Origin of the sequence: Paenibacillus sp. 7516 (assembly GCF_002272715.1) — a bacterium.
Taxonomy (GTDB): Bacteria; Bacillota; Bacilli; order Paenibacillales; family Paenibacillaceae; genus Paenibacillus; species Paenibacillus illinoisensis_A.
This window is the reverse complement of the sequence record NZ_NPBI01000006.1, coordinates 578,041-603,642: the sequence shown is the minus strand read 5'-3', so window position 1 is coordinate 603,642 and position 25,602 is coordinate 578,041. Positions and strand designations below refer to the sequence as shown.

22 protein-coding genes and 1 pseudogene are annotated in these 25,602 nt (G+C 48.0%); 17 read left to right on the top strand and 6 right to left on the bottom strand.

Translation table 11 applies throughout. From position 1 onward, the window contains the following. The first annotated feature begins 185 nt into the window (after nucleotides 1–185). The 4 genes from CHI14_RS06025 (at nucleotide 186) to CHI14_RS06010 (ending at nucleotide 4,115) form a co-directional block, all read left to right on the top strand. Complete coding sequence (locus CHI14_RS06025; RefSeq protein ID WP_095287493.1) at nucleotides 186–893, top strand: response regulator transcription factor; 708 nt, start codon at nucleotides 186–188, stop codon at nucleotides 891–893. Nucleotides 894–906: 13 nt separating this feature from the next. Continuing rightward, nucleotides 907–2,310 carry a sensor histidine kinase gene (locus tag CHI14_RS06020; protein ID WP_249281015.1) on the top strand — a complete coding sequence of 468 codons (1,404 nt, stop codon included), beginning with the start codon at nucleotides 907–909 and terminating at the stop codon, nucleotides 2,308–2,310. 92 nt (nucleotides 2,311–2,402) lie between these two features. Next, nucleotides 2,403–3,482: an AI-2E family transporter gene (locus tag CHI14_RS06015; protein ID WP_095287491.1), complete on the top strand. Its 1,080-nt coding sequence runs from the start codon at nucleotides 2,403–2,405 to the stop codon at nucleotides 3,480–3,482. Between the two features lie 234 nt (nucleotides 3,483–3,716). Beyond that, a complete protein-coding gene (locus tag CHI14_RS06010; protein WP_095287490.1) occupies nucleotides 3,717–4,115 on the top strand; it encodes an Asp23/Gls24 family envelope stress response protein in 399 nt (132 codons plus the stop codon). A gap of 95 nt (nucleotides 4,116–4,210) precedes the next feature. Here the strand turns inward: CHI14_RS06010 and CHI14_RS06005 are convergent, their stop codons facing one another. Beyond that, a complete protein-coding gene (locus tag CHI14_RS06005) occupies nucleotides 4,211–5,053 on the bottom strand; it encodes an AraC family transcriptional regulator (protein WP_170948026.1) in 843 nt (280 codons plus the stop codon). 202 nt (nucleotides 5,054–5,255) lie between these two features. Here CHI14_RS06005 and CHI14_RS06000 point away from each other — a divergent pair, with 202 nt between their 5' ends. From CHI14_RS06000 to CHI14_RS05990, 3 genes are all read left to right on the top strand, one after another. Continuing rightward, on the top strand, nucleotides 5,256–6,260 hold the full coding sequence (locus CHI14_RS06000) for an aldo/keto reductase (RefSeq protein WP_095287489.1): 1,005 nt from the start codon (nucleotides 5,256–5,258) through the stop codon (nucleotides 6,258–6,260). Between the two features lie 180 nt (nucleotides 6,261–6,440). Next, on the top strand, nucleotides 6,441–8,051 hold the full coding sequence (gene mbcS / locus CHI14_RS05995; RefSeq protein WP_095287488.1) for an acyl-CoA synthetase MbcS: 1,611 nt from the start codon (nucleotides 6,441–6,443) through the stop codon (nucleotides 8,049–8,051). Nucleotides 8,052–8,093: 42 nt separating this feature from the next. Then, nucleotides 8,094–9,338 (top strand): aminopeptidase, encoded by a 1,245-nt coding sequence (locus CHI14_RS05990; protein ID WP_095287487.1) that lies wholly within the window; start codon nucleotides 8,094–8,096, stop codon nucleotides 9,336–9,338. A gap of 76 nt (nucleotides 9,339–9,414) precedes the next feature. Here the strand turns inward: CHI14_RS05990 and CHI14_RS05985 are convergent, their stop codons facing one another. Next, nucleotides 9,415–9,873, bottom strand: coding sequence for an AraC family transcriptional regulator (locus CHI14_RS05985; RefSeq protein ID WP_095287486.1), 459 nt, complete (start codon nucleotides 9,871–9,873; stop codon nucleotides 9,415–9,417). Between the two features lie 235 nt (nucleotides 9,874–10,108). On the opposite strand from CHI14_RS05985, the gene CHI14_RS05980 reads away from it, so the two are divergent. Beyond that, on the top strand, nucleotides 10,109–10,306 hold the full coding sequence (locus CHI14_RS05980; RefSeq protein ID WP_095287485.1) for a hypothetical protein: 198 nt from the start codon (nucleotides 10,109–10,111) through the stop codon (nucleotides 10,304–10,306). Nucleotides 10,307–10,359: 53 nt separating this feature from the next. Then, nucleotides 10,360–10,503 carry a hypothetical protein gene (locus CHI14_RS29875; protein WP_170948025.1) on the top strand — a complete coding sequence of 48 codons (144 nt, stop codon included), beginning with the start codon at nucleotides 10,360–10,362 and terminating at the stop codon, nucleotides 10,501–10,503. A gap of 44 nt (nucleotides 10,504–10,547) precedes the next feature. Here CHI14_RS29875 and CHI14_RS05975 read toward each other — a convergent pair whose 3' ends face one another. Continuing rightward, nucleotides 10,548–11,180 (bottom strand): nitroreductase family protein, encoded by a 633-nt coding sequence (locus CHI14_RS05975; protein ID WP_095287484.1) that lies wholly within the window; start codon nucleotides 11,178–11,180, stop codon nucleotides 10,548–10,550. 131 nt (nucleotides 11,181–11,311) lie between these two features. Here CHI14_RS05975 and CHI14_RS05970 point away from each other — a divergent pair, with 131 nt between their 5' ends. Beyond that, nucleotides 11,312–11,551 (top strand): hypothetical protein, encoded by a 240-nt coding sequence (locus tag CHI14_RS05970; protein WP_095287483.1) that lies wholly within the window; start codon nucleotides 11,312–11,314, stop codon nucleotides 11,549–11,551. A gap of 145 nt (nucleotides 11,552–11,696) precedes the next feature. Here the strand turns inward: CHI14_RS05970 and CHI14_RS05965 are convergent, their stop codons facing one another. After that, nucleotides 11,697–12,473 carry a M15 family metallopeptidase gene (locus CHI14_RS05965; RefSeq protein WP_095287482.1) on the bottom strand — a complete coding sequence of 259 codons (777 nt, stop codon included), beginning with the start codon at nucleotides 12,471–12,473 and terminating at the stop codon, nucleotides 11,697–11,699. Between the two features lie 264 nt (nucleotides 12,474–12,737). Further along, a complete protein-coding gene (locus CHI14_RS05960; protein ID WP_095287481.1) occupies nucleotides 12,738–13,100 on the bottom strand; it encodes an iron-sulfur cluster biosynthesis family protein in 363 nt (120 codons plus the stop codon). A gap of 165 nt (nucleotides 13,101–13,265) precedes the next feature. On the opposite strand from CHI14_RS05960, the gene CHI14_RS05955 reads away from it, so the two are divergent. From CHI14_RS05955 to CHI14_RS05935, 5 genes and pseudogenes are all read left to right on the top strand, one after another. Continuing rightward, nucleotides 13,266–13,850, top strand: a complete 585-nt coding sequence (locus CHI14_RS05955; protein ID WP_095287480.1) for a TetR/AcrR family transcriptional regulator — start codon at nucleotides 13,266–13,268, stop codon at nucleotides 13,848–13,850. Nucleotides 13,851–13,952: 102 nt separating this feature from the next. Beyond that, nucleotides 13,953–14,384: a nuclear transport factor 2 family protein gene (locus CHI14_RS05950; protein WP_095287479.1), complete on the top strand. Its 432-nt coding sequence runs from the start codon at nucleotides 13,953–13,955 to the stop codon at nucleotides 14,382–14,384. 50 nt (nucleotides 14,385–14,434) lie between these two features. Continuing rightward, nucleotides 14,435–15,283 carry an NmrA family NAD(P)-binding protein gene (locus CHI14_RS05945; RefSeq protein ID WP_095287767.1) on the top strand — a complete coding sequence of 283 codons (849 nt, stop codon included), beginning with the start codon at nucleotides 14,435–14,437 and terminating at the stop codon, nucleotides 15,281–15,283. A 220-nt stretch (nucleotides 15,284–15,503) separates the two neighbouring features. Continuing rightward, a pseudogene (locus CHI14_RS05940) lies at nucleotides 15,504–16,846 on the top strand (dihydrolipoyl dehydrogenase family protein). Between the two features lie 29 nt (nucleotides 16,847–16,875). Next, a complete protein-coding gene (locus CHI14_RS05935) occupies nucleotides 16,876–17,487 on the top strand; it encodes a DUF1349 domain-containing protein (RefSeq protein WP_095287478.1) in 612 nt (203 codons plus the stop codon). Nucleotides 17,488–17,668: 181 nt separating this feature from the next. Here CHI14_RS05935 and CHI14_RS05930 read toward each other — a convergent pair whose 3' ends face one another. Next, a complete protein-coding gene (locus tag CHI14_RS05930; protein ID WP_095287477.1) occupies nucleotides 17,669–18,121 on the bottom strand; it encodes an SET domain-containing protein in 453 nt (150 codons plus the stop codon). A 160-nt stretch (nucleotides 18,122–18,281) separates the two neighbouring features. On the opposite strand from CHI14_RS05930, the gene CHI14_RS05925 reads away from it, so the two are divergent. Both CHI14_RS05925 and CHI14_RS05920 read left to right on the top strand, forming a co-directional pair. Beyond that, nucleotides 18,282–19,838, top strand: coding sequence for an ABC-F family ATP-binding cassette domain-containing protein (locus CHI14_RS05925; RefSeq protein WP_095287476.1), 1,557 nt, complete (start codon nucleotides 18,282–18,284; stop codon nucleotides 19,836–19,838). A 488-nt stretch (nucleotides 19,839–20,326) separates the two neighbouring features. After that, a complete protein-coding gene (locus tag CHI14_RS05920; protein ID WP_095287475.1) occupies nucleotides 20,327–25,525 on the top strand; it encodes an S-layer homology domain-containing protein in 5,199 nt (1,732 codons plus the stop codon). The last annotated feature ends 77 nt before the right edge of the window (nucleotides 25,526–25,602 follow it).

Below are 25,602 nucleotides of genomic sequence, written 5' to 3'. Positions count from 1 at the left end.
ATTGAAGCTACAGCAGCATGGTGATTATGGATAGAATTACGAGCCCCGGCACATGCCAGGGCTTTTATTTAGGTTATCTTTAGATTTGATTTAGGTGGATTTAAGGGACGTGGTATATAGTAGTAAGATACATGTAAAAGAATACACAGCCGATGATTGAGGAATGAAGAAATGAGAGGAATAACATGAGATACACCGTATTGATTGCAGATGATGAACCAGAGATCGTGGAACTGCTTCAACTTTACCTTGAAAAGGACTATGACATCAGGACTGCCGCGAATGGAGCGGAGGCGCTGGAATGCATTCGTTCTGTACCGGTCGATCTTGTCATTTTGGATATTATGATGCCTGTAATGGATGGACTTCAGTTAATCAAGCAAATCAGGGCAACCCATCATATGCCCGTCCTGTTTCTATCCGCCAAAAGCCAGGACCATGACAAGATTCTCGGACTTGGACTCGGTGCGGATGATTATATTTCGAAGCCGTTTAATCCGCTGGAGATTGTTGCTCGTGTAGAAGCTTTGTTAAGACGTGTGAATCAATTTGACGCCCATGAATCCGCCGCACCTCAGGAGACAAATCTTGTTCTCGGCGAACTTACGCTGGATCGCTCCAAATGTGTGCTTTTTCGATCGGGCAAACCTGTAACCCTAACCTCCACGGAATACAAAATTGTGGATCTGCTGCTGGAGCAGCCTGGCCGGGTATTTACACGCAAGAAAATATACGAGGCGGTATGGGGGGACTATTACGCGCATGAAGACAGCACCATTATGGTGCATATCAGCAACATTCGTGAGAAGATCGAACACGACTCCAGACAACCGGAATATTTAAAAACGATAAGGGGACTCGGATACAAAATTGAAGCGCCAACGGAAAGCTAGAGAAAAGCGACTTTTGCAAACATCCCTGACACTGGACTTCCTGCTGTTCAACTTCTTTTTGCTGCTGCTCGTCTTGATTGTCTATCTCATGGTTTCGCTGGATGTCGTGGATTTCCGCATTTCGGATCAGGTGGTTGATCCTGATCTGAACGTCGAGGCGCATGTCTATGCAGCCGAATTAAACAAAAGGCTTGAGGATGACTCTTCAAGCAAGGAAATACAGCGTCTGCTGGATAGCGGAGGATGGATCGAAATTCTGGATGCAGATCGTTCGGTCATTCGCCAGATCGGTGTCAAGCAGGATGCAGTTACATATTACAGTGAGTCGGAGTTGTATGCCGGACTGGAGAATCGGAGCGATAGTACATATTATTATTCCATTTCTCCATACGCAGCAGAGAGAGGTGCGAAGTATGTACTGTTGAAAATACCGCGTGATCTGGTAAGTATCCGTATGAATGAAAATCTGCTGATTACCAATCTGAAGCATCCTTTGTCATTTTACATCATGATCGGAGTTGGCTTCGTTCTGCTCCTGATATTCGTATACAGCTATTGGGTCGCACGCCGAATCAAAAAACCACTTAGTATTTTATCACTGGGGCTTACACAGATGATTCAGGGAAATTACAGCACACGCTTGTCCATCTCGGCAGAGAAGGAATTTGTCCGGATCGGCGAGACGTTTAATTATATGGCAGATGTCATCGAGAATACCTCAGCTGAAAAGCGCTATGCGGAAGAGAGCAAACAGCGGCTGATCGTGGATCTGTCGCATGATCTGAAAACACCAATCACCTCCATTCAGGGATACGCTCAGGCTCTAGTGGAGGGACGGGTAGAAAACCAGGAAAGGCAGCAGCGTTATCTGGGATATATCTATAACAAGTCCGTTCAGGTGGCGCGAATGATACAGAATATGCTCGAACTGCTCAAGGTGGACTCTCCCGATTATCACATGCAGATCCAGAAGAGAGAGATCGGGGAATTCGTGCGTGAAGTCATGGCCGATACTTATGGTGAGATTGAGCAGAAACAATTTGTGCTTCATGTGCTGGTACCTGATCAGGAGATATACGCCAGATACGATCCTGAATTGCTGTCACGGGTTATTCAAAACCTCATTACCAATGCGCTGTCCTACAATCCGAAGGGAACAGAGCTGCGGGTAGAATTGATTCCGCTGGGTACGCATGTAGTCATTGAGGTTGCAGATACGGGGGTCGGTATTCCCCAGGAACTATGGAGCACCATTTTTGATCCATTTGTACGAGGAGATGAAGCACGCACTGGCACCGGCGGAACCGGACTAGGACTTGCGATTGCCCGGCGAAATACAGAGAAGATGGGTGGACGACTGATCCTGTCCCAGCGAGGCAAGGAGACTACTGTGTTTACGATTCAAATTCCAAACTGATAAGTTGAATGTACATTTAAACGGGTAACGAAGAGGGCAGAAAAAACCTGTAGAAAATCCCAAAAAGAAAAGGTTATGTGGAGGGGAACATTTTGTTTAAAGGAAGTTCGTTTGTCCGGTTCAGCATCGCGCTGGCTCTGGTGCTCGTCAATATCTACCTGCTATCACGTGTCAGCTTTATATTTCAGCCGCTGGTGACCATGCTTACGGTGATCACGGTTCCTATGATGCTGTCCGTATTCTTTTATTATCTGCTAAGGCCGCTCGTGAATTATATGGAACGGAAGAAGCTGAACCGAACACTCAGCATATTGCTAATCTATCTGGTCTTCGGTGTACTGCTCGTACTGTTCATTGTGGGGTTATGGCCGTCCTTGCGTGAACAGCTGATCAATCTGGTGGACAATGCACCGAATTTGATTAATTCACTTAGTGTACAGTTGAGAGAACTGGAGCAGAACGGAGCGATTAAGGCATTGTTCCCAGAGGGATCCACGCCGTTTTCTCAGCTTACGGACTATATTAATAAAGGATTTACCTTCGTGACCAACTATGTGAGTGGATTGTTCTCGCTCATTTCCAGCTTTGCGATCATTCTGTTTACGTTCCCGATCATCTTGTTCTACATGCTGAAACAGGGAGAGAAATTCGGCCGCAAACTGGTGCATATTGCACCAAAACGATTCCAAAAAGACAGCCGTGAGGTTGTTCTTGAGATCGATCAGGCACTCAGTGGCTTTATCGTCGGAAGAGTACTGGTCAACCTGGCACTTGGCGTACTGATGTATATTGGTTTTCTGATCATTGGTCTGCCGTATGCACTGCTGCTTACCGTCGTCGCGGTCATCATGAACTTTGTTCCATTTATCGGTGCTATCGTGTCGTCCATCCCCATTGTCATTATCGGTCTGATTCAGTCGCCATCGGTGGCGATCTGGTCGCTGATTATTATTCTGGTGGCCCAGCAAATTCAGGACAATCTGGTCGCTCCGTATGTGTTTGGCAAAAAGCTTGACATTCATCCGCTGACCACCATTATATTGGTGCTGGGTGCAGGGGATCTCGGCGGCATCATTGCCATCTTGATCATCATCCCTGTCTACATGATCGTTAAAATTATTCTGGTCAGGGTCTACCAGCTGTTCTTCAAGGAGAAATGGCAGAATGCCTGATTATAGGATTTAAAACGACTAGTCTGTTACACTCAGTCACTCCGATTGCAGTACCATCTTCCGATCGCTGTTATCCCCGAGTTTCTTGGATTCCCCTTATAAGGGGGAAACTCTGGTGATAAAGGCGAGCGCTTCGCTTCTCCAGATTGGTACTGCACTCTCCGTTAACGTGTAAAAATTTTATTTGCATTTTATAGCTTAATCATTCAATTAACCATAAAAGGAGTGGGAACCATGTCTGAAATCATCCCTAAACAATATATCGAACCCGAATACATCGAACCTCAAGCCGTCCGGATGGGCGCCATTCACATCTCTAATGATGTCGTATCCAAGATTGTGGGGATTGCAGCACAGGCCACCTCTGGCATCTCGTCCATGTCGGTTGGATTGACCGAAGGCATTGCGAAGAGCATCAGCGGTAAAAGCCTGCAGAAAGGCATTGACGTTGATGTAAAAGATGATCAGGCCTCCATCCAGCTGCGTATTAATGTACAGTACGGGTTCAAGATGCATCAAGTGTGCAAGGAGCTCCAGCACAATGTACAGCAGGCCGTGGAACAGATGACAGGCATCCTGGTCAATGAGATTAAAGTGCATGTCGTCGGTGTATCCATGCAGGAGCAAATGTAGCTGAAATCGTCTCTTCCGGAATAGGAATGATTATTAGCGATGGACAGGTTATGCTGTCTGAGCTTATGTGTAAGTAAAAGAACAGCACCCTCCCGTTAACTGCTTAACCGGGAAGGTGCTGTTCTGTGTTTACGGTAATGGGTGGGGGCTTCGCCCATCACCTTTTTGAACATTTTGGAGAAGAGAAGCTGATCGGAATATCCGACAGAGCGGGAGATATCCCCAATGGTCAAACCGGTATCCAGAGTCAGTTCGGCAGCCTTGCGCATCCGGTAGTTGACCAAATAGGATTGAATGCTGGTGCCCATCCGGTCTTTGAACAAGGAGCACAGATAGCTGCGCTGCAAGCCGATATGAGAAGCAATGGATTGCACCGTGATAGGGTTAGCATAGTTCATCTCGACAAAGTCCATGACCTGGGTGACATATGTTTCCTTGGAGAACTCTTGCTCGGGGGGAAGGATGTCTTCGTTTGCATGATCGATCAGAATGGAGAAAAATTGGTACAACCATCCGGTCATGCTAATCTCCCATCCTTTGTGTGTATTTCGGGAACGGATCATGCGATGCAGACAGGAGCGCATCTCATCGTCATTTTCCAGTTCGAAGATCGGATGCTGCTCCGACAGACAAGCCTGCTGTAATAGTGAATGGGAGGCATTTCCTTGAAAAGCAACCCAGCTGTATTCCCATGGATCTTCCAGATCAGCCTTGTAGTGCACGACGGAATGCGGGACGATGAGGAAGCCTTGACCCTTGTGCAGCTCATAGGTCTTGCCTCCGACTTCGAAAGTGCCTTTGCCATCCAAAATATAATGGATTTTGTAATGATCCCGCATGGCTGGGCCAAAGTGGTGACCCGGTGTGCAGGCTTCGGTTCCATAATGAAGGAGCTGCAGATCCTGGAACGGATTGTTTTTGAACATATATGTAATCAAGGCATTCACTCCTGTGCAGTTCTTTTCATCTTGCATTTTAACATGTTTTTAGTATGAGGATATGAATTGTAGATGTGATTTTATGAATAGACAACAAGTATTATTCCATACGGTTATAGCGATATGCCATATCGTTTTGGACCGAAACTGACTAAGATGAAAGGGTATTCACCCACTTTAACAAGAAATGAGAGAAAATGATATGCCTTATACTGCTAATGAACAACGTTACGATGAGATGAAGTATGCACGTTCCGGCAAATCCGGAATCAGACTGCCGCAAATAGCGCTTGGCCTGTGGCAGAACTTTGGCGGAAACCGCACGCTGGATATTCAGGAAGAGATGATTCTGCGTTCTTTTGATCTGGGAATTAACCATTTTGATCTGGCGAACAACTACGGACCACCTCCAGGATCTGCCGAGGAGAACTTTGGTGTCTTGTTCAAAAAACATCTGCGTCCATACCGGGATGAACTCCTGATCTCGACGAAAGCTGGATATTACATGTGGAAAGGTCCCTATGGCGAGTGGGGCTCCCGCAAAAACCTGATTGCCAGCCTGGATCAGAGCCTTGGACGGATGGGGCTTGAGTATGTGGACATTTTCTATCATCACCGTCCGGATCCGAATACACCACTGGAGGAAACGATGGCTGCGCTGGATCATATCGTAAGACAGGGCAAAGCGCTGTACGTCGGATTATCCAACTATGATGCGGAGCAGACAAGAGAGGCGGTCGCCATTTTGCGTAATCTGGGAACGCCTTGCCTCGTCCACCAACCGAACTATTCCATGCTTAACCGCTGGATCGAAGACGGATTACAGGATGTACTGGATGAGCAGGGCGTAGGCTCAATTGCATTCTGTCCTCTGGGGCGAGGTCAACTGACGAACAAATACGTGGACAAGATCAAGGAAGAACGTGCGAGCCCGACAGGCAATATGAGAACAGAAGCCTATACAGACGAACGGATTGCCAAGTTTGAAGCCCTTCAGGCCGTTGCTGAGCGCAGGGAACAAACCATTTCCCAATTGGCGCTGAATTGGATTCTCCGTGACAACCGGGTAACCTCTGCATTGATTGGCGCAAGCCGTGTTTTACAGATCGAGGAGAATGTTGCCGCATTGAAGGCACCTGGCCTGACCACCGAAGAAATGAATGAGATTGAAGGCATTCTGAACGGGATTGGAAATTACGCCTGGTAAACGAATTGGAACGAAAAAAGTTCGGAAATCACGAATAAAATCGCGAGAATAAACACAAGTCAGTTGTAATGAGAGTTCATTATAATTGACCTGTGTTTATTTTTTTCAAAAAGGTGTTCATATCATAGCACCTGGTCCTAGGATTTAGGGTATAATATATAGATGCTATACATTTGAAATATGAAGGAGAGGCTCCATTTGAATTTTGAACAGTGGATTTCGCCTGAAACCTATAACCTGACATCCGAGATGGAGAACCACCCGTCAGACCGGATTGCACTTAGATGGCTCAGCGATCAAAAAGAATTGGAAGAGATTACGTACGGAGAGTTGTTTAAGCAGGCCAACCGTCTTGCCGGGGGCTTGCGTGATTTGGGCTTGGAAAAAGGTGATCGGGTACTGGTCATGGTACCACGCCGTATTATTGCCTATGTCATTTATATCGCTTGTCTGAAACTGGGAATTGCCGTGATTCCATCGTCCGAAATGCTGCGTGCCAAGGACTTGGAGTATCGCCTGCGGCATTCCGAGGCGCGAGCGGTCATTGTATGGTCCGAGACAACGGCTGAAGTGGAGAAAATGGATGCAGACCTGCCTGCACTGGCCCATCGCATCGTGGCATCACCATCTGGCGACAGCAGCGTTCCCGCTGATGGCTGGGTTAACGTACATCAGCTGATGGAAGGTCAGTCGGATGAGATGAATGCCGTAGAGACACACCGTGATGATATCGCCATACTGGCCTACACTTCCGGCACAACCGGAAATCCAAAAGGAGTTGTACATAGCCACGGCTGGGGATATGCCCACCTGCGTATCGCTTCCACGTTATGGCTGGATATTCAGCCATCAGATATCGTATGGGCCACGGCCGCGCCGGGATGGCAAAAATGGATCTGGAGCCCGTTCCTTTCCGTACTCGGAAGAGGAGCAACGGGTCTCGTTTATAACGGATCATTCCAGCCAAAGCGCTATTTAGAGCTAATGCAGGAGCATGGCATTAACGTACTATGCTGCACGCCAACGGAATATCGTCTGATGGCAAAAGCGGATGACCTCGGTCACTATGATCTGTCCAAACTCCGCAGTGCGGTGTCAGCTGGTGAACCCTTGAATCAGGAAGTGATTGAGATCTTCCAGCGTCATTTCGACCTGACCATTCGTGATGGATACGGCCAGACCGAAAGTACATTGCTGATCGGCAGTCTGAAAGATGCGCCAGTACGGATCGGGTCCATGGGACAATCGATTACGCCGGGCCTCATCGAGATTGTTAACGAGGACGGACAACCTCAGCCTGCAGGGGTAGTGGGTGATATCGCCGTTCACCAGGATATGCCTGCCTTGTTCCGTACGTATTATAAGGATGCAGGACGGAAAGAAGCGAATCAGCGCGGGGAATATTTCGTAACAGGAGACCGCGCGCGTAGAGACGAAGAAGGATACTTCTGGTTTGAAGGCCGCAGCGACGACATTATCATCAGCTCCGGATATACGATAGGACCGTTCGAAGTGGAAGAGGCGCTGATGAAACACGCCAGCGTGAAGGAATGTGCCGTCGTTGCCAGTCCGGATGAAATTCGGGGAAATGTGGTCAAAGCCTTTGTTGTGCTGAGAGACGAGTCCCTTGCTTCGCCAGAACTGGTGCGTGAGCTGCAAAATCACGTCAAGGAATGGACCGCACCATACAAGTATCCACGCAAAATTGAATTTGTGACGGATCTGCCGAAGACGAATTCTGGCAAGATCCGCCGGATTGAACTGCGCGAGCAAGAAAAGAGAAACGCGTAAAACATAAATTAAATCCTATATGAACCAGGAGTGAATGGACCTATGAGTAATTTCGAGCAAACGTTTGAGCAATCGTTGGAACAATATGCAGAACTGGTGGTCAAAGTAGGCGTGAACATTCAAAAAGGACAGGATTTGCTTGTCACAGCTCCTATCGAAACGCTTGAGTTTACCCGCTTGATCGTTGCCAAGGCATACGCTGCCGGGGCCAAGTATGTACAGGTGGATTTTGAAGACGATCAAATTACACGCAGTCGTTTCCAGCAAGGTTCTGACGACAGCTTCGATTACTATCCGGCATGGAAAGGCGACATGATGGAGAGATTTGCAGAAGCTGGCGGCGCTACCTTAACGATCAAAGTACCGGACCCCGAACTGTATAACGGAATTGATTCCGACAAGGTTTCACGTGCTACCAAGGCGGCTGCCCAGGCACGCCGCGGTTATTCGAAATATACGCGCAACCATGAAATCAGCTGGTGCCTGATCAAGGCGCCGACCAAGGCATGGGCGAATAAGGTGTTTGCCGACATACCTGAGGAGGACCGCATCAATGTGATGTGGGACACCATCTTCAAAATGAATCGTGTGGATGGCGGTGATGCGATCCAGAACTGGAGACAGCATCTGGACACCCTGAACACGAAGAGTGATCAACTGAATCAGAAAAATTATAAGAGCCTGCACTACCGCGCACCAGGAACCGACTTGAAAATTGAGCTGGTAGACAATCACATCTGGGGTGGCGGCGGAAGTGAGAACAAAGCGGGTGTGTACACTGTCGCGAACATGCCAACCGAAGAAGTATTCACCATGCCGAAGCGCAGCGGTGTTAATGGTTATGTCAGCAGTACGATGCCTCTGAACTTGAACGGACAGCTGGTAGATCAGATGAGAATAACGTTTAAGGACGGTCAGGTTGTGGCTTTCACAGCGGCTTCTGGTGAAGAGCATCTGAAGAACCTGTTCGCTACGGATGAAGGAGCGCGTTATCTGGGTGAGGTGGCACTTGTGCCGCATGATTCACCTATTTCGAACCTGAATCGTATTTTCTATAATACCGGTATTGATGAGAATGCATCCTGCCATCTGGCTGTAGGCAGCGCATATCCGTTTAATATGAAGGACGGCACAACGATGTCTAACGAGGAATTGCTTAAACATGAGTGCAATGTGAGTTTGACTCACGTCGATTTCATGATTGGGTCGGCTGAACTGGACATTGACGGCGAGCTTCAGGATGGCACAATTGAACCAGTATTCCGCAAAGGCAACTGGGCATTTTAATATTTTTACAGCGTAGACTAGTGAAAAAGTGACTTCAATGATGAAGTCACTTTTTTGTGCTGTCCAACGGATTAGATTAGACCTGTTTCACAGGCACACATATTTCGCACTCATGCTGTTCGAGGAGATCCCATCGATATCGCTCCAGAACCGGTTGTTGATCAATGATATAACGGTTGTTTTGCAAATAAGGGATTATTTCATTCCATGCTTGCTGAATACCTTCTGGCGTGTGTCTAACCTTGCAGATCAGATAGTTCCCGCCCTGAAGCTCTCCAATCTCAATCGAGTCATCTTCAGGGAGTTCAAGTTCATGGAGCACGATTGCGGCATCGTATCTGCAGTGGTGCGGTGGTGTCGTTGATGGGTTATCCTGTGGTATGCCAAATAAAACGGCAGCTTCTGTGAGTAAGCGTTTCTCGTTTGCCCACTGTTTTAACTGGTTCATAGCTTGGACGTTAGCAGAACCATAAGGACCTACCTGCCTTACATAAGCGATTCGACATGACGCCAGATGTTCCATAGACATTTCCATTTTCTATCTTCCCTTCTCAGGAGGAATTCTCTTACTTGATGGATGTTAACATGATATAAAAAAATTTGCATAACTCTTTTCGAAAAAGGAGATTCGCAGGAGGGGACTTCATTTAACGATGGGTTCTAGGTTGTATGTAAGCTTCCTGATTGATTCCTGAAGCGGTACACCATAGAATAGGGATGATATGCTTGATGGACGTTTCGGTGTGAAATGAGGAAGGGAGATTCCGGATATGGATATTACACATGCCTTTACGGATGAACGTTTCAGACAGTATGTATTGGACCACTTTTGTAATCAACGGGATTATATTCAGGAGAGTGACATCCAAGAGGTAACTTCATTGCAAATCACAAGTCAAGATGTGAGAAGTCTGAGCGGAATTGAATATTTCAGAGACCTCGAAGAACTAGACTGTGGCAATAATTAAATAACGTATGTGGATCTTGGACGCAATGATAAGCTCAGAATTTTACACTGGTTTTGGCAGATGTGGAATTTCAGGACTGTGAGGTTTTCAGGCTCGGGTATGACGCGGGTGATACACCAGCAGGCCGAATGTACATCTATGCAGAGCTCGATGAGAACCTACAATTGTCGGAGCAGCTGATCTATGAAATGTATTAAAGCCACGGAACCGTGGCTTTTTTGGCATATCGATTTGAATGGATTTACTCTGCATGCATTTTATTAAAGCTGACGTACTCGTTGATGGGTTTGCGATAGCCGCGTGGGCGCTGTTTGGCTTCTGACTTTTTACCAATCGTAATCATCATGACAGGAACGTAATGTTCGGGAACATTCAGACTGCTCTGCAGTTCATCGGCGTCAAAACCAATCATTGGACACGTATCCCATCCCATATCCTGTGCAATCAGCATCAGCTGCATCGCCGACAGGCTGGCATTACGGATGGCGTCTTCACGCTGAAACACACTGCCACGGGCTTCGTAGAAGTCAAAAACACTTTGGGACTCCTGTTCATATTCAAACGGATTGAGCACACCCAAATGCAGTAAACCTTCATTAATCGTGCGGATGTGGTGGTGAGCCTTGATATCACCCAGAACAACGATGACAGCCGAGGCTGTTTTGACTTTGTATTGCTGTGAGGCTTCGTATGCTTTTTCTTTTTGGGCCGGGTCAGTCAAGACCAGGTAGTGGGTATGCTGAAGGTTAAAGGCTGATGGGGCAAATTTGTTTAAAGCAAACATCTGCTGCAAATCGGCTTCCGGGATTTCGATACCTTCTTCAAAAATAACGGCGGATCTACGGTTTTTGACCAAGTTTTCCAGTGAACTCATGGTGGTTTACCTCGCTTATGTATAAAGTATAAATTGACTATACCACGCTTGGTTACTTTTGGTAAGTATTATTTTCGAATAAGACAAGACCAAGGGACCATAACCTTTAATAAAAACAGTAGAGGTGAAACATGAGGACGTTCATCACCAGATTCAGGAGGGAGAGCTCCTATCACGAATTCAAGGTTTATGTCATTCAATCCTCCACACTAAAGCGATTTTTGGTCATGGAAATCATCGTTGGCACGCTTGCCTACCATGCTGCATTTTATTTGTTTCATAATGCACTCCTGGCAGGAGCAGGTTCCTGGGCGGGAACCGAAGGTTTGAAACGACTGCCTCTCGCGGTCAAAAGAATGGTCAGTTTTTGATCATAAGAAAGGTTGCTGCAGAAACGTATGGTGTCTTAACCATAAGCACAATGTAGTTATCGTGCAGAATGCAGGAGCAGAATGCCCATTCCGGGCTCCGGCTCCTGGTTCATTCATTTTTTCCTTAGTATAAGCAATCTCTTCGTTATTTGGCGCGCTCCAGATATTGTTCCAGAGTAAGTTTCTGACTTGTAATTTCCCCAGCGATATAGACCCCAACGTAACGCACATGCCAAGGTTCATAAGAGTAACCGGTCAACTTCTCCTGATCCTTGCCATATCGAATGATGAATCCATACTTGTGGGCATTGGCCTTCAGCCATTTGCCTTCTTTGGTGTTGCCGAAGCTCTGCTGCAGATCGTAGCCTACGGATGCACTGGAAATATCCATGGCAAGTCCGGTTTGATGTTCACTTTGACCTGGGCGAGCACTAGTCTTGTTGGCTACAGCTTCACCTTTGATGCTTGCATTTCGTTCGAAGATGGATTTCTGTGTCGAATAGGAACGGTAACCCGATACGGCTTTGATGTCAATGCCATCTTTTTTGGCTGCTGCAAACAGCTTTTCAATCGCGGTAGCAGCGACCTTACGCATTTGTTTCTTCGGACTGGAGCCGGAGAAGCTAAATGGAATATTCGGTACAACCAAATCTTTTGGTGCATAGGTTGAAGGCAGATTTCTTTTTTTATTCACGAGTACCACGGTGCTGGATAGATTCGTTACCGTTGCGAGACCGCTGCTGCTTGTTTTAATGGTGCGGCTTGGTGCGTTATCATGTAAAAATTGAGTGAAACTGGAGCTTGCAGCCGATGCGACTGGCGTCATGGATGGTACAAAGGGAAAGGCAGTGAAGGCAGCGCCTGCTACGACAGAGCCTATGAGTAAAGTGGATATGATAGATTTGCGTGTAAATGATTTCATGATGTTCCTCCTCGGGTTAATGAATCTCTGGCATGCTGCATCTGATCGATACCAGGCATGCTTTTCTATATACCGAGTATACTAGAGGATTATATCCATAGGTTCTCCAATTGTTTCCGAGTTGTAAACAAATCATGCGAGATTCATAGTTTCGGTCATTTGGCCAAAAGGAACACAAACAAAGACTCTGCATTCAGTGCAGAGTCTTTGCTTATCTGGATATTTAATGTTCAACGATTATTTAAGAAAATGAACGGTTGTTGCTTACAGCATGCATGCATCAGGTGCAGTGGATTGTCCCGCATTCACAGTTCGCGTGTCCCGAACACGAACGTTGCTGCTAAGTACACCCGAATCACTGCTCAATGTGAAAGAAGGATAGTTTTCTTCCGTATCCAGCTTCATATGCTGTTCGAGATTTAATTGCTGTTTTGGATCAACATAGAATGGAACCAGATTGGTCTCGATCTGCTCATCCAGTGCAGCAGGCTCATCCACAATCAAGAGGACCAGAATTCCGTTACATCCACAACCTTCAGTGTCATAGAACACTTTGAAGTAGCCAGGCTGGTCATTCAAGCTCTCGGTTAATCTCGCTGCAGCCAGATCTGTAATTTGAATATGCATCGTGCTCACTCCTTATATGTTGAAAATAATCCTGAAATGTAAATGAAGTAGTTGACTCTCCTTTCATTATACCACCTGGCTTCCAAATCAACGCAAAATATTTTCTTGACTGATTGGTCTGGAAAATGTATTCTATTCTCATGAAGAGGGAGGTGAGGTCGGGAATTGGGAAGAGCCAAGGAATTTGACACGGAATTTGTTCTGCGAAAAGCTACGTCAGTATTCGGGTCGTACGGTTATGAGGGGACTTCCTTGTCGGTGCTGCTGAAAGAACTAGGTATCGCTCGTCAGAGCCTATACGACACCTATGGAACGAAACATGAACTGTTTGTCTCTGCACTCAAGTTTTATGTTCAGCAGAAAACCGATGCCAGCATCGAATTCCTGAATGAATGCTCGAATATTCGCCAGGGTGTGGAAGAGATGTTTAACGAAGCAGTTCGTGTACTTTCGGATGATGAGCGCCGCAATGAATGTTTTATCATCAACAGTGCCGTCGAACAGGCACCGCAAAACCACGAAATCGCTGCCTTTATTCAGGAGAACAACAAGCAAATGGAGGATGTATTCCTTGCAGCGCTAATCCGGGGGAGAAATAATGGTGAACTTCGTCATACAGAGGAGGAATTGCCTGGTCTTGCCCGGTTTCTGAACTATTTTCGCTTGTCGCTGACGTTTACAGCCAAATGTGGTGCTGGTTCAGAAGTCCTGCAGGATCTGGTACGCACAACCTTAAGGGTATTGGATTAAAGTCGGATTTAGAGAATGAACGCGTAAAGCGTTTATTTTTTCACAATTTTAGACTGAATGGTCTGGAATAATACACATCCATTTTTGAGGAGGACATCAGATATGAATGATACGAACAAGCAAGTGGGGAACAACGTGGCCGGGCAAATTATGCATGGATTTACTCAACTGTTGTTGGAACGTAAGCTGGATCAATGGACCGAGCTGTTTGCAGCAAAAGCCGTGTTTGAATTTCCATATTCCCCGGCAGGATATCCGCAGCAATTGAATGGGAGCGCTGCAATCTCGCAGCATATCCATTCTCTTTTCGAACAAATGGAGATCCAGGAGTTCTCTGAGCCGGTAATCATGGCTTCACAGGATACGAATCAATTCGTAGCTGAGTTCACGTGCAAAGGGCGCTCGTTGATCACGAACAAGCCATATCATCAAGCCTACATATCGGTCGTTACTTATGACGATAACGGCAAGATTACACATTACAAGGACTATTGGAATCCCCTGGTGGTACTTGAGTCTATTGAAACAGAGTGAGTCTGTAAAGAAAGTATATAATTTATTAAAATTCAGGAGGAATTCACATGATTAACGATAAACCCCTAACGCTTATTACAGGAGCAAGCGGCAAGACGGGCAGCCGGATTGCTGCTATGCTTCAGAACCAAAACTATCCCGTTCGCCTCGCTGTTCGAAAGAAGTCTGCTTCCGATTTGGATGAAAACCAGGTCCATTTTGATTGGTATGACCCTTCTACTTATGCAGCTGCACTGAAAAACGTCGATCATGTCTACCTCGTTTTACCGATCCTGGACATGAACCCGGAGGACGTCATGATTCCGTTTATTAAGGAAGCGATCTGGGGAGGAGTGAAACGGTTGGTGCTGCTTGGCAGTGCTTCTATAGATGAAGATGGCCCAGTATTCGGGAAGGTTCATCAGACGTTGAAGGAGCTTGCTCCGGAGTGGGCGGTGCTCCAACCATCGTATTTCATGGAGAACTTTACGGAGGGACCACACCGGATGACGATGGAGCAGCATGGAGAAATTTACAGTGCTACAGGAGATGGAAGAGTTGGTTTTGTTAGCGCGGATGACATCGCAGCTGTAGCTTTTCATGCTCTCATTGATGAGGAGCCCCATAATACGGAGCATATTATTACTGGGCCGGAAGCCTTATCCTACGGGCAGGTCGCAGATATTTTCAGTCGAGTAATGGAACAGACCATAGAGTATCGTCCAATATCGGACGAAGCATTAACAAGAGGTATGGTGGAATCAGGAATGCCTGCTGAATACGCCGCCTTCCTCGCCGGACTGGACAGACTGATCCGGGAAGAAGGGACAGAAGATCAAACAACAGATACAGTGAAAAATGTGACGGGACGTGATCCGATATCACTGGAGCAGTTGATTACGATGCCTGTTCGCGTATGAAATGAATAAGTCTGGGACAGCTTTGCATGAATTGGAGGACGGTGCTTAATGCTCCGTCCTTTTTATGTTGGCCTTTTTCATATTCAGGATGCATTGAATAGCAGCAACAAGCCTCTGTTGAGGAGAGGTATTCTAGCAAAAGGGATGATTATTGGGGTGTTCTTTTGGGGAAATAGATGAGAATAAAAGGTTTTGCGGGAAGGAACAGGAGGGACAATTCATGACACAATTATACGATCTAATTGCAATAGGAACCGGTAGTGCAGCGAATTCAGTTGTAACTCGCTGTGCTGAAGCTGGTTGGAAAATAGCCGTGGTTGATGAGCGTGAATATGGCGGAACTTGCGCCCTGCGAGGCTGCGATCCCAAGAAAGTGTTGGCAGGAGCTGCTGAACTGATCGATTGGAATGAACGAATGCTGGGGAAGGGTATACAGGGAAGGACGACCATCAACTGGCCGGAACTTATGGCTTTCAAACGAACATTTACGGCGAGTATTCCGAGAGCCAGCGAGGATAAATTCAAACAGGCCGGCATGGATACCTTCCATGGCAAGGCTTCTTTTGTAGATGAAGATCACATTCGTGTGGGAGATGAAGTGCTGCATGGAAAACATATTCTGATTGCAACAGGCGCGCAGCCTGCACCGCTCCCAATAGACGGTTCAGAACATCTTCTTAACAGCGATGAGTTTCTGGAACTGGATCAGCTTCCGGATCAACTGGTTTTGGTGGGCGGAGGTTACATTGCGTTTGAATTTGCCCACATCGCTGCAAGAGCAGGAAGCGAGGTTCACATGATCCACCGGGGAGAGCGGCCGCTGGAGCAGTTTGATCCGGAGCTTGTTGACTTGCTGGTTCAAAAATCGGAAGAGATCGGCATTCACATTCACCTGAATGCGGAAGTGAAGTCCATTCGGAAACAGGGGGAGACCTTCGTGGTCAGTGGTACCCGGAATGGAGCCGATCATCAGTGGCATGGTGGACGGGTCGTCATGGGGCGGGACGTATCCCTAATGTGAATGGACTGGAATTGGAAAAAGGGAAGGTCAATTACAGTGAGAATGGCATCTCCGTGAATGAATATCTACAAAGCACCAGCAACCCCAAAGTATACGCTGCCGGTGACGTTGCTGCAACGAAGGGGCTTGCCCTGACGCCTCTGGCAGGTCAGGAATCGCGGGCTGTCGCCTTTAATCTGCTGAAGGGCAATCATACTATGCCGAACTATAACGTTATGCCTTCCATCGTATTTACTGTGCCATCTCTTGGCTCTGTTGGCCTCCAGGTTGATCAAGCGGAAGAGGAAGGATACAAGGTGAAGGTAAATGACATGTCGCAATGGTATACTTATAAACGGACAAATGAGAAGTATGCCATGGCCAAAGTTGTGATCGACAACGACTCAGGATGCATCCTGGGAGCCCATGTACTCGGCAGGGAGACCGAAGAGCTGATTAACCTGTTTGCCATGGCCATTCAGTTCGAACTGACAGCCGATCAGTTAAGCACCATGAATTTTGCATATCCTACGGCTGCATCGGATTTGGGCTCTTTGATTTGATGTTTTGATTAGGGGAGGGTGTTGAAAACATGTCTGCAGCACAATTTCTGGGCACATCAGATGCCAAATGGACCACTGAACCGGTTGCAACCCGTACAGAGGGAGAACGTTTCATCGTGGAGGCACAGGAAGGCAGTGATTTTTGGGAGAACACGTTCTACGGATTCAGTCACCAAAATGGACATGCCCTTCTGACGCCGTGGGAAGGTAATGAAGCCGTCGAAATTACGTTTGATCTAAGTTCTTTTACTGAACTTTATGATCAGGCAGGTTTAATGCTCTGGCACAGTCGTGAACAATGGATCAAGGCTGGCGTGGAAGTAAACGATGGGGTCGTTCATATCGGCGCTGTGGTAACAGATCACTTTTCGGACTGGTCGCTATCTCCCGTTCCGGAATGGGGAGGACGTAAGGTTACCATTCGAGCTTCCTATCACAACGAAGCGGTAGTCATTCGGGCGCGTACGGACGAACATCCTTGGCGAACCATTCGGGTTGCGCGTTTTGCCTATCCGGAGAACAAGAAGGCGGGTCCATTCCTGTGTTCACCCAAGCGTGCGGGGTTTGAAGTGGCATTCACGAAGTGGAGAACAACGACACCTGACGAGGATTTGCACTCCGATCCGCCCATACAGGATTGAGAACGGAAGCAACCGTTGAATGGTTCTTTCCATGCCAAACAAGCAAGTCCTTCCTGTGTGGAAGGCTTGCTTGTTTACGTTGTGAAGAAGGGAGCAGCCAGGATGCTCAGCAGGATTTCAGCGAGATGTGAAACAGCGATTATTCTGCCTTGTCTCTGGATTACTCATTTTTACACCCAAATTACTTCGTTTCGTTGTTCTCACCATTCTCTTCGTTACGTTCCTCAGCTTCGTTCAACTCACGCATCCGTTCTTCATAATCGTCCAGGAACCATAACGGGTCCATGTTGTCTTCTTCGCCATTGTAATTGATCAGGATCTCTTCGCCCGCTTTGATATCTGTATAAGCATAGAAGTCAAATGTATGGTTTTCAAAGTTGATATCATAGGTTGCGTTGGGCTCGTACGAATGATTGATCAAGCTGCCGTATCCCAGCAAAATGGCGGTGTGGTTGGCACCGTACTCAAATACATAATCCTCCAGGATCGTTTTTTCGACATGTTCGTGGTCTTCGTTGGGATAAGGGACAACCGGGGCCTGATGGATCAATTGGCCTTTGGGAATATCCACTGTGGCAAAAACCCCTCGATTAAATTCGCCATCACCCAATTTGGATTGTTTTACTTCAATCATAATGTTCACCTGATGCTCGCCTGAGAGAGCTCCGTTCTATAGTAGTTTAAGGCCAAATTTTAACCGATTCATGCATATAAGGCAAATATGGCGTTGAGTTGTGCAGGTTATAACGATTATAATATACAGGAATGAAGTCTATATAGAAAAGGTGTCATGAATGAGCATATTAAATGTGGAAAAATTAAGTCACGGTTTTGGTGACCGTGCTATCTTTAACGACGTATCTTTCCGCCTGCTGAAAGGCGAGCACATTGGACTGATCGGGGCCAATGGTGAAGGTAAATCCACCTTCATGAACATTATTACTGGCAAGCTTCAGCCCGATGAGGGCAAAGTCGAGTGGTCCAAGCGCATGCGCGTGGGATATCTCGATCAGCATGCCGTGCTGAACAAGGGACAATCCATTCGTGATATCCTGCGCAGTGCGTTCCAATACCTGTTCGACATGGAGCAGGAAATGAACGAGATGTATGGCAAGATGGGAGACGTTACTCCCGAGGAACTCGAACAGCTGCTTGAGGATGTCGGAACCATCCAGGATACCCTGACCAACCAGGACTTTTATATGATTGATGCAAAAGTGGACGAGACTGCACGCGGTCTGGGTCTTACGGATATCGGCCTGGACAAGGATGTTAATGATCTGAGCGGTGGTCAACGGACCAAAGTACTGCTCGCCAAGCTGTTGCTTGAAAAGCCGGATATTCTGCTCCTCGACGAGCCGACGAACTATCTGGATGAACAGCATATTGAATGGCTGAAGCGTTATTTGCAAGAGTATGAGAATGCATTTATTCTGATCTCGCATGATATTCCATTCCTGAACAGTGTCATTAACTTGATCTACCACATGGAAAATCAGGATCTGACCCGTTACGTGGGCGATTATGATCACTTCCAGGAAGTTTATGAAATGAAAAAGCAGCAGCTGGAATCAGCCTACAAGCGTCAGCAGCAGGAAATTGCGGATCTGAAGGATTTTGTTGCACGTAATAAGGCCAGTGTGGCGACACGCAACATGGCGATGTCCAGACAGAAAAAGCTCGACAAAATGGATGTGATTGAACTCGCCAAGGAGAAGCCGAAGCCACAGTTCAACTTCCGTGATGCCAGAACATCCGGCAAGCTTATTTTTGAAACCAAAGGACTGGTGATCGGGTACAACGAGCCATTGTCCAGACCACTGGATCTGCGTATGGAGCGTGGTCAGAAGATTGCACTCGTGGGTGCAAACGGAATCGGTAAAACCACCCTGATGCGCAGCATTTTGGGCGAAATTCCGGCCCTGGAAGGAACAGTTCAGCGCGGGGAGCATCTGGAGATCGGGTACTTCCAGCAGGAAATGAAGGATGCGAACTACAATACCTGTATCGAAGAGATCTGGCAGGAGTTCCCGTCCTATACCCAATTCGAGGTTCGTGCTGCCCTTGCCAAATGTGGACTGACCACGAAACACATTGAGAGTAAGGTTGCTGTGCTGAGTGGTGGAGAAAAGGCTAAAGTGCGTCTGTGCAAACTGATCAACAACGAAACCAACCTGCTTGTACTTGATGAGCCGACGAACCATCTGGACGTGGATGCCAAGGATGAGCTGAAACGCGCGCTCAAAGCCTACAAAGGCAGCATTCTGTTGATTTCGCACGAACCTGAATTCTATCGTGATGTTGTGACAGAAACATGGAACTGCGAATCGTGGACAACGAAAGTATTCTAGATTGATGTCGAAATGAAGAGTTGAGACTTGTCGCAATCAGAGAATAATTCGTTCTGGCCCCGGTTACATGATGCCAAATGAGCGCAATTGCGAACAAGCTCGAACCAATGATTAAGAACACGTATTTTGCTTGCGGAAGCAGGCAGGATGCGTGTTTTTTTGCGTGGTTCTGCGAAAAATGTTCGAGCTGTGATGCAGTTGACAGCGTCAATAAGGCGATAATATAATGCGAGAAAGCACTTACATTCACATGACATAAGCAACCTGTTTCACTACTTAGGGCAAAGAAGACACGGTAATCCGTATTGGGATCATTGCACTTAGCAGAGGAGACAGGTCTTTTTTTTTGCGCTCCAATGAAACCGATTTCATTAAACGAAGGAGGTGAAACGCCTTACCGCGCGCTGGATACACAGGTAATGCCAAATAACAGCATCGTGTGATCAGGACCATGCTTTCATTTTCCGAGGCAAAGGAGAGAATGGATATTGGATAAACTCAGAAAGCCGCTCATATTCATGTTATCTGCTACGCTCGTGTTATCTTCCGGACCTTTGATGCTGCCAGGCAAGACATATGCTGATGCTTACAGCATGCCTGGTATGCTGCTGCAGGACGATTTTTCTGATGGGGATTACTCGGCATCACCCGCATGGAACGTAAGCTCAGGTACGTGGGAGGTAAGCCCAGATCCTACAGACGCATCGAACCAGACGCTTTTTCAGAGCGATACTGGGGAAGGCATCATCTCCACTGGCGACATCATGTCCGACATGACGTTGTCCATGCGCTTTTACACGGGAGATGGTCAGGGATACCCGGGAATGCTGCCGCGATTTCAGGATAAGAGCAATTTTTATTATTTTCAGATGCAGGTTCCAGCCAATAAACTCGTCTTCTCCAAGCGGGTGAATGGAGCGGATACAACGTTAAAGTCGGTGGATTATTCTTTTGCCAAACACACATGGTATACCCTGAAAATAGTACTGTCAGGACCTTCCATTCGTGGGTACATCGTCGAAAACGGAGCAAATCGCTTGGTATTCGATCTGATCGATACGACATACAGTGCAGGCAGCATCGGCATACGAAATCGCTGGCAATCCGTTCATGCAGATGACGTGATCATCGCCGAGCCGCCGCCAGGAAATGATGTTGTGCTCTCAGCCGATGGGCAGACGTCATCCTCGGTTTCTCTGCAATGGACCGAGACAGCAGGTGCGACCAGCTATCGCCTGTATCGTTCCACCTCGCCTGAAGCGGGATATTCCTTGGTGGCGGATACCGAATCACTGGGTTATGTAGACGATGATTTAATCACCGATACGTTCTATTATTACAAGCTCGCCTATGAATACGGGGGAATGACGGAATCGTTATGGTCGGCACCACTCGAGGTTCGGACAGCAGCAACCGCACCGCAGGCTCCAGGAGAATTGAAAGCTCTGGCCCTGAATACATCCAGTGTGAAATTGTCTTGGCCAGCTGTGGATAAGGCAACCGGATACCGTATCGTCCGTTCAGAGGCGGGCAGTGAGCAATATGAGCAGGTGTATGAAGGTCAGGCACTCACTTACACGGATCAAGGTCTTGCATCCGGCCAAGGCTACAGCTATCGCATAACGGCGTATAATGCAGCCGGAGAGTCCGAATATGCAGCTGCAGAGGTGACAACGTACCTGATGGATTCCCCAGCCGAATTTACCGTTTCGGACGTGACCAGTACGTCGATTACCCTTGGGTGGAATGCGCTCCCCGGTTCGGATGTGACATATTCCGTTTCCAGATCCACCAGTGCAGGCGGGACGTATCAAGAGGTCTATAGCGGCGGGGCTAACACGTTTAACGATAGCGGCCTGACAATGGGCACAGGATATTATTATATTCTTCAGGCAACTGTGGATGGTGTTCCTTCTCCTGCATCTGCACCGCTGAGTGCTGCCACAATACGCACGAGCTTTACACCGGGCCAGTTATGGCCGGATCTTGGCGGTAAGCCCATCGATGCCCATGGGGCGGGCTTTTTCTACGATGAGCAGACAGAAAAGTACTACTGGTATGGGGAATATCATACGGGAGGCTGGCCGGCCGTTGGTATTCGCGTGTATTCATCGACGGATCTGCTGAACTGGACGGATGAAGGCATGGCACTCACCATGATTCAGTCCATGGATGATTTCGAGAATGATCCACTGATTTCCGAATTGTATGCTGGGCGTGAAGATAGGGTGGACATTTGGGCCGATATCCGTAAAGGGCGAATTATTGAACGTGCGAAGGTAATCTATAATGACAAAACGAAAAAGTACGTCATGTGGGCTCACATGGATGGAGACAAGGATCCCTACAACAATAGTGCCAATTACGGAAAAGCACAGGCTGGTTATGCCATTAGCGATTCGCCAACAGGGCCGTTCGTTTACCAAAAGAGCTACCGGATGGACAGAGCTCCGGAAGGGGAGAAAGATTACTTCCCAAGCGATCGGGGCATGGCACGTGACATGACTTTATTCAAGGACGATGACGGTACGGCATACCTGATCTATTCCAGTGAGGAAAATCTGACACTGTATATTTCCAAACTGAACGAAGATTACAGCGATGTGACAGGTTGGCATAAGCAAGGTCTCACGGATGAGAAAGGCAATCCGGTGCGAGATGCTACGTATCAGGCTGAATATGGCGTTGATTACGTCAGAGTATTCCCGGGTGGACAACGCGAGGCACCCGCCATGTTCAAATATCAAGGCAAATATTACATTTTGACCTCCGGTGCGTCGGGATGGTCCCCGAACGAAAACAAGGTAACTGTGGCGGATAACATTTTTGGTCCATGGTCCACGATGAAGAATCCATTTATACGTACACTGCCGAGCGATCCTGATCCAGGCAAGGCATTCGGCACGCAGACTACATCGGTCATTCCTGTTGACCCGGAAAAAGGAAAATTCATTTACGTGGGGGATACGTGGAACGGCGGTAATTTCTCCAATGATGGGGCTAAATACGTGTTCTTGCCGATTGAGTTTGGCATGGGCTCCGACATTGCAATTCGATGGTACGACAGCTGGACCCCTGATCTGCTGAATTCCATGGGCAAGGTCGACATCGCCGACCCACTGCCTGAGGCCGTGCCTCTCGGGAAAGTGCCTTCTCTGCCAGCAACAGTTAACGTGCGGGATGGAGGGTCGCTTGTGCCAACACCAGCAGTATGGACGGTGGATAACCGTGCGATGACTGCAGATGATTTTGCCAAACCGGGACCGGTTACGCTGCAAGTAACGACACCGGAGTACGGCAACAAGAAACAGGCAGTCCGTGTATATGTCATACCGGAGAACGCACTTTATTTCGTGAACAGCGGAGGTTATGAAACGGCTGATTACAAACTAATGGGTGAATATATGAAAGATTCGCTAGCCAATTCGGGAACAGCTGACCAGCAGTATGCACCGGCAGAAGGACGGAATTGGGGTTATGTTAGTGCTGATGCACTGCCATCCGGTTCAGCTGGCGGGGATATCTACTCCACCGTGCGCTATTTGAACGGTGGCAATGTGAGCAATTCGCCCAAGGGCAGCGACCTAACCTATACCTTTGAAGTGCCGAATGGAACTTATGATGTATACGCAGGTTTCAACGATCCGTGGACCAATACGTCCCGCAGAGCAAACTTCCTGATCAACGGCAATAACACGGGTCCGGTGACGTATACACCTGCTAATGTCAGAGCTCATACAGGTATTGCCGTTACGGAGAATAAGCTTGAATTGACGGTGCGCAATACGGCATCACAGGACCCGCTGATCAGCTGGATCGTGATCGTCAAGCCGGGTGAAGTTCCACCGATGGACAACACGGCCGGGCTGAATGCGGAAATATCGGATGTAACGAGTGCTACGCTTCGCTGGGATGCTCAGCTAGGTGCGGCAAGCTACAAGCTCTACCGTTCGAACAAGGAACAGGGTGAGTATAATGTCGTTTACAGCGGTAGTATGCGGGAAAACATCGACAGCGGGCTGCGTCTTGGCACCGATTACTATTACAAAGTGGAGGCCTTTGATGCCTCGGGGCGTACCATTCGTGGTTTATCTTCTGCTTATCTAGTGCGTACCGCTGAAGAGGCCGCTGCTGATGTGGCTGCACGCATTACAACATTGGAGCAGCCTTCTGCAGGTGCCAAGCAGTTAAAACTTCCGGTCGTACCGCAAGGCTTTACAGTAAAGATCGCTGCCAGCTCGTTACCATCCGTTATTCAAACCGATGGAACAATCGTGCCGCCAACCAAGGCAACTGCGGTGACATTGGAACTGGAGGTTACTCGAGCCTCGGATGACAGCAAAGCCATGACCCAGCCATTAACGGTGTACGTACCTGGGTATACGCCTTCCCCGGGTGGATCCGGATCCGATGGTTCAGGTGGAAATTCTAACGGAGGCTTAAGCAATTCCGGAGGACAACCGGGGTCTGGTACGCCAGCACCAGGGAATTCTTCGCCAAAACCTGAACCACAAAAAGATCGTTCCATTCTTGAGTTCGAAGGGGTGGCAGATAAGGATGGGCTTGTGCAGACGAAAGTGGATGCTTCTGTAATCCAAGAAGCCCTCCAAGCTGCACCTCCTACAGGTACGGGTATCCGACAGATCGAACTTCGGCAGAAACCTGTCTCAGGGGCAAGCACTTATGAAGTGTCCCTGCCAGCCTCGGCATTGGCGGATCAAGGCGAATCGCGCGTGTTCCAGATCGTGACGGAACTGGGAACACTAGAACTTCCTGCGAAGCTGTCAACAGAAGACTTGGCAGGCCACGAACTGGCTAAGGTGCGATTCATCCGCACGGAGCTGCCAAAAACAGTCGCCGATCAACTCGGAACGCAGCATGGAGTACGCCTTGAACTCGTTTTGGATGGAGATGCTTGGCCAGAAACACATGAGCTGAAGCTTCACCTGCCTTACCGAACGCTGCAAGGTGCAGAGCGAGATCGAATCGTAGCGTTCGCGTTGAATGCGAATCATGTGGCAGCCCCGTTGCCGCAAAGCCGTTACGATCAAGAGAAGAGGGAGGTAGCATTCTCCGTAGCGTCGGCAGCAGGAAATTATGCAGCCGTATCTGTGCAGCAGGAATTCGCAGATATCACCGATGTGCCATGGGCCAAGAATGCATTGGAGGCACTGGCTGTCCGCGGCGTCATGGATGCAGCTGAAAACGGTAGCGAACGTCAACTACATCCGAAACAGGAGATGACACGCGGCCAATATGTGCAGTGGCTGATTACTGCACTCGGCTTGAATGGCGCGCCTGGCATTCCGTTCTCGGATGTAAGTTCTGACGCTTCGTACTACGAAGCTGTTAATGCCGCTCGCTCGCTTGGCATTACTGGCGGCACGGGAGATGGGCGCTTTAAGCCTGAAGCCACTGTCACCCGTCAGGAAATGATCACGCTGACGGTAAGAGCACTGCAGGTGGCAGGGCTGGTCGAACCCGAATCGGCTTCCACGGATAGCCTTGCTCGCTTCCGCGACGCTTCTGCAATCCGTTCATATGCCCGGGACAGTGTTGCCATTCTGGTGGATCTTGGTATCGTTAGCGGGTACAACGGCGAGGTCAAGCCGCTTGCCAAAGCGACCCGTGCTGAATCGGCTGCGCTTGTGTACGCATTAATGGATAAATTGGTGTGGCCTAACTGACGAAAACAATATAACGAAGAGGAAGAAAAAAAGGCTTACTAAGACCTGGATTGAAGGTCTAAGCAAGCCTTTTTTGC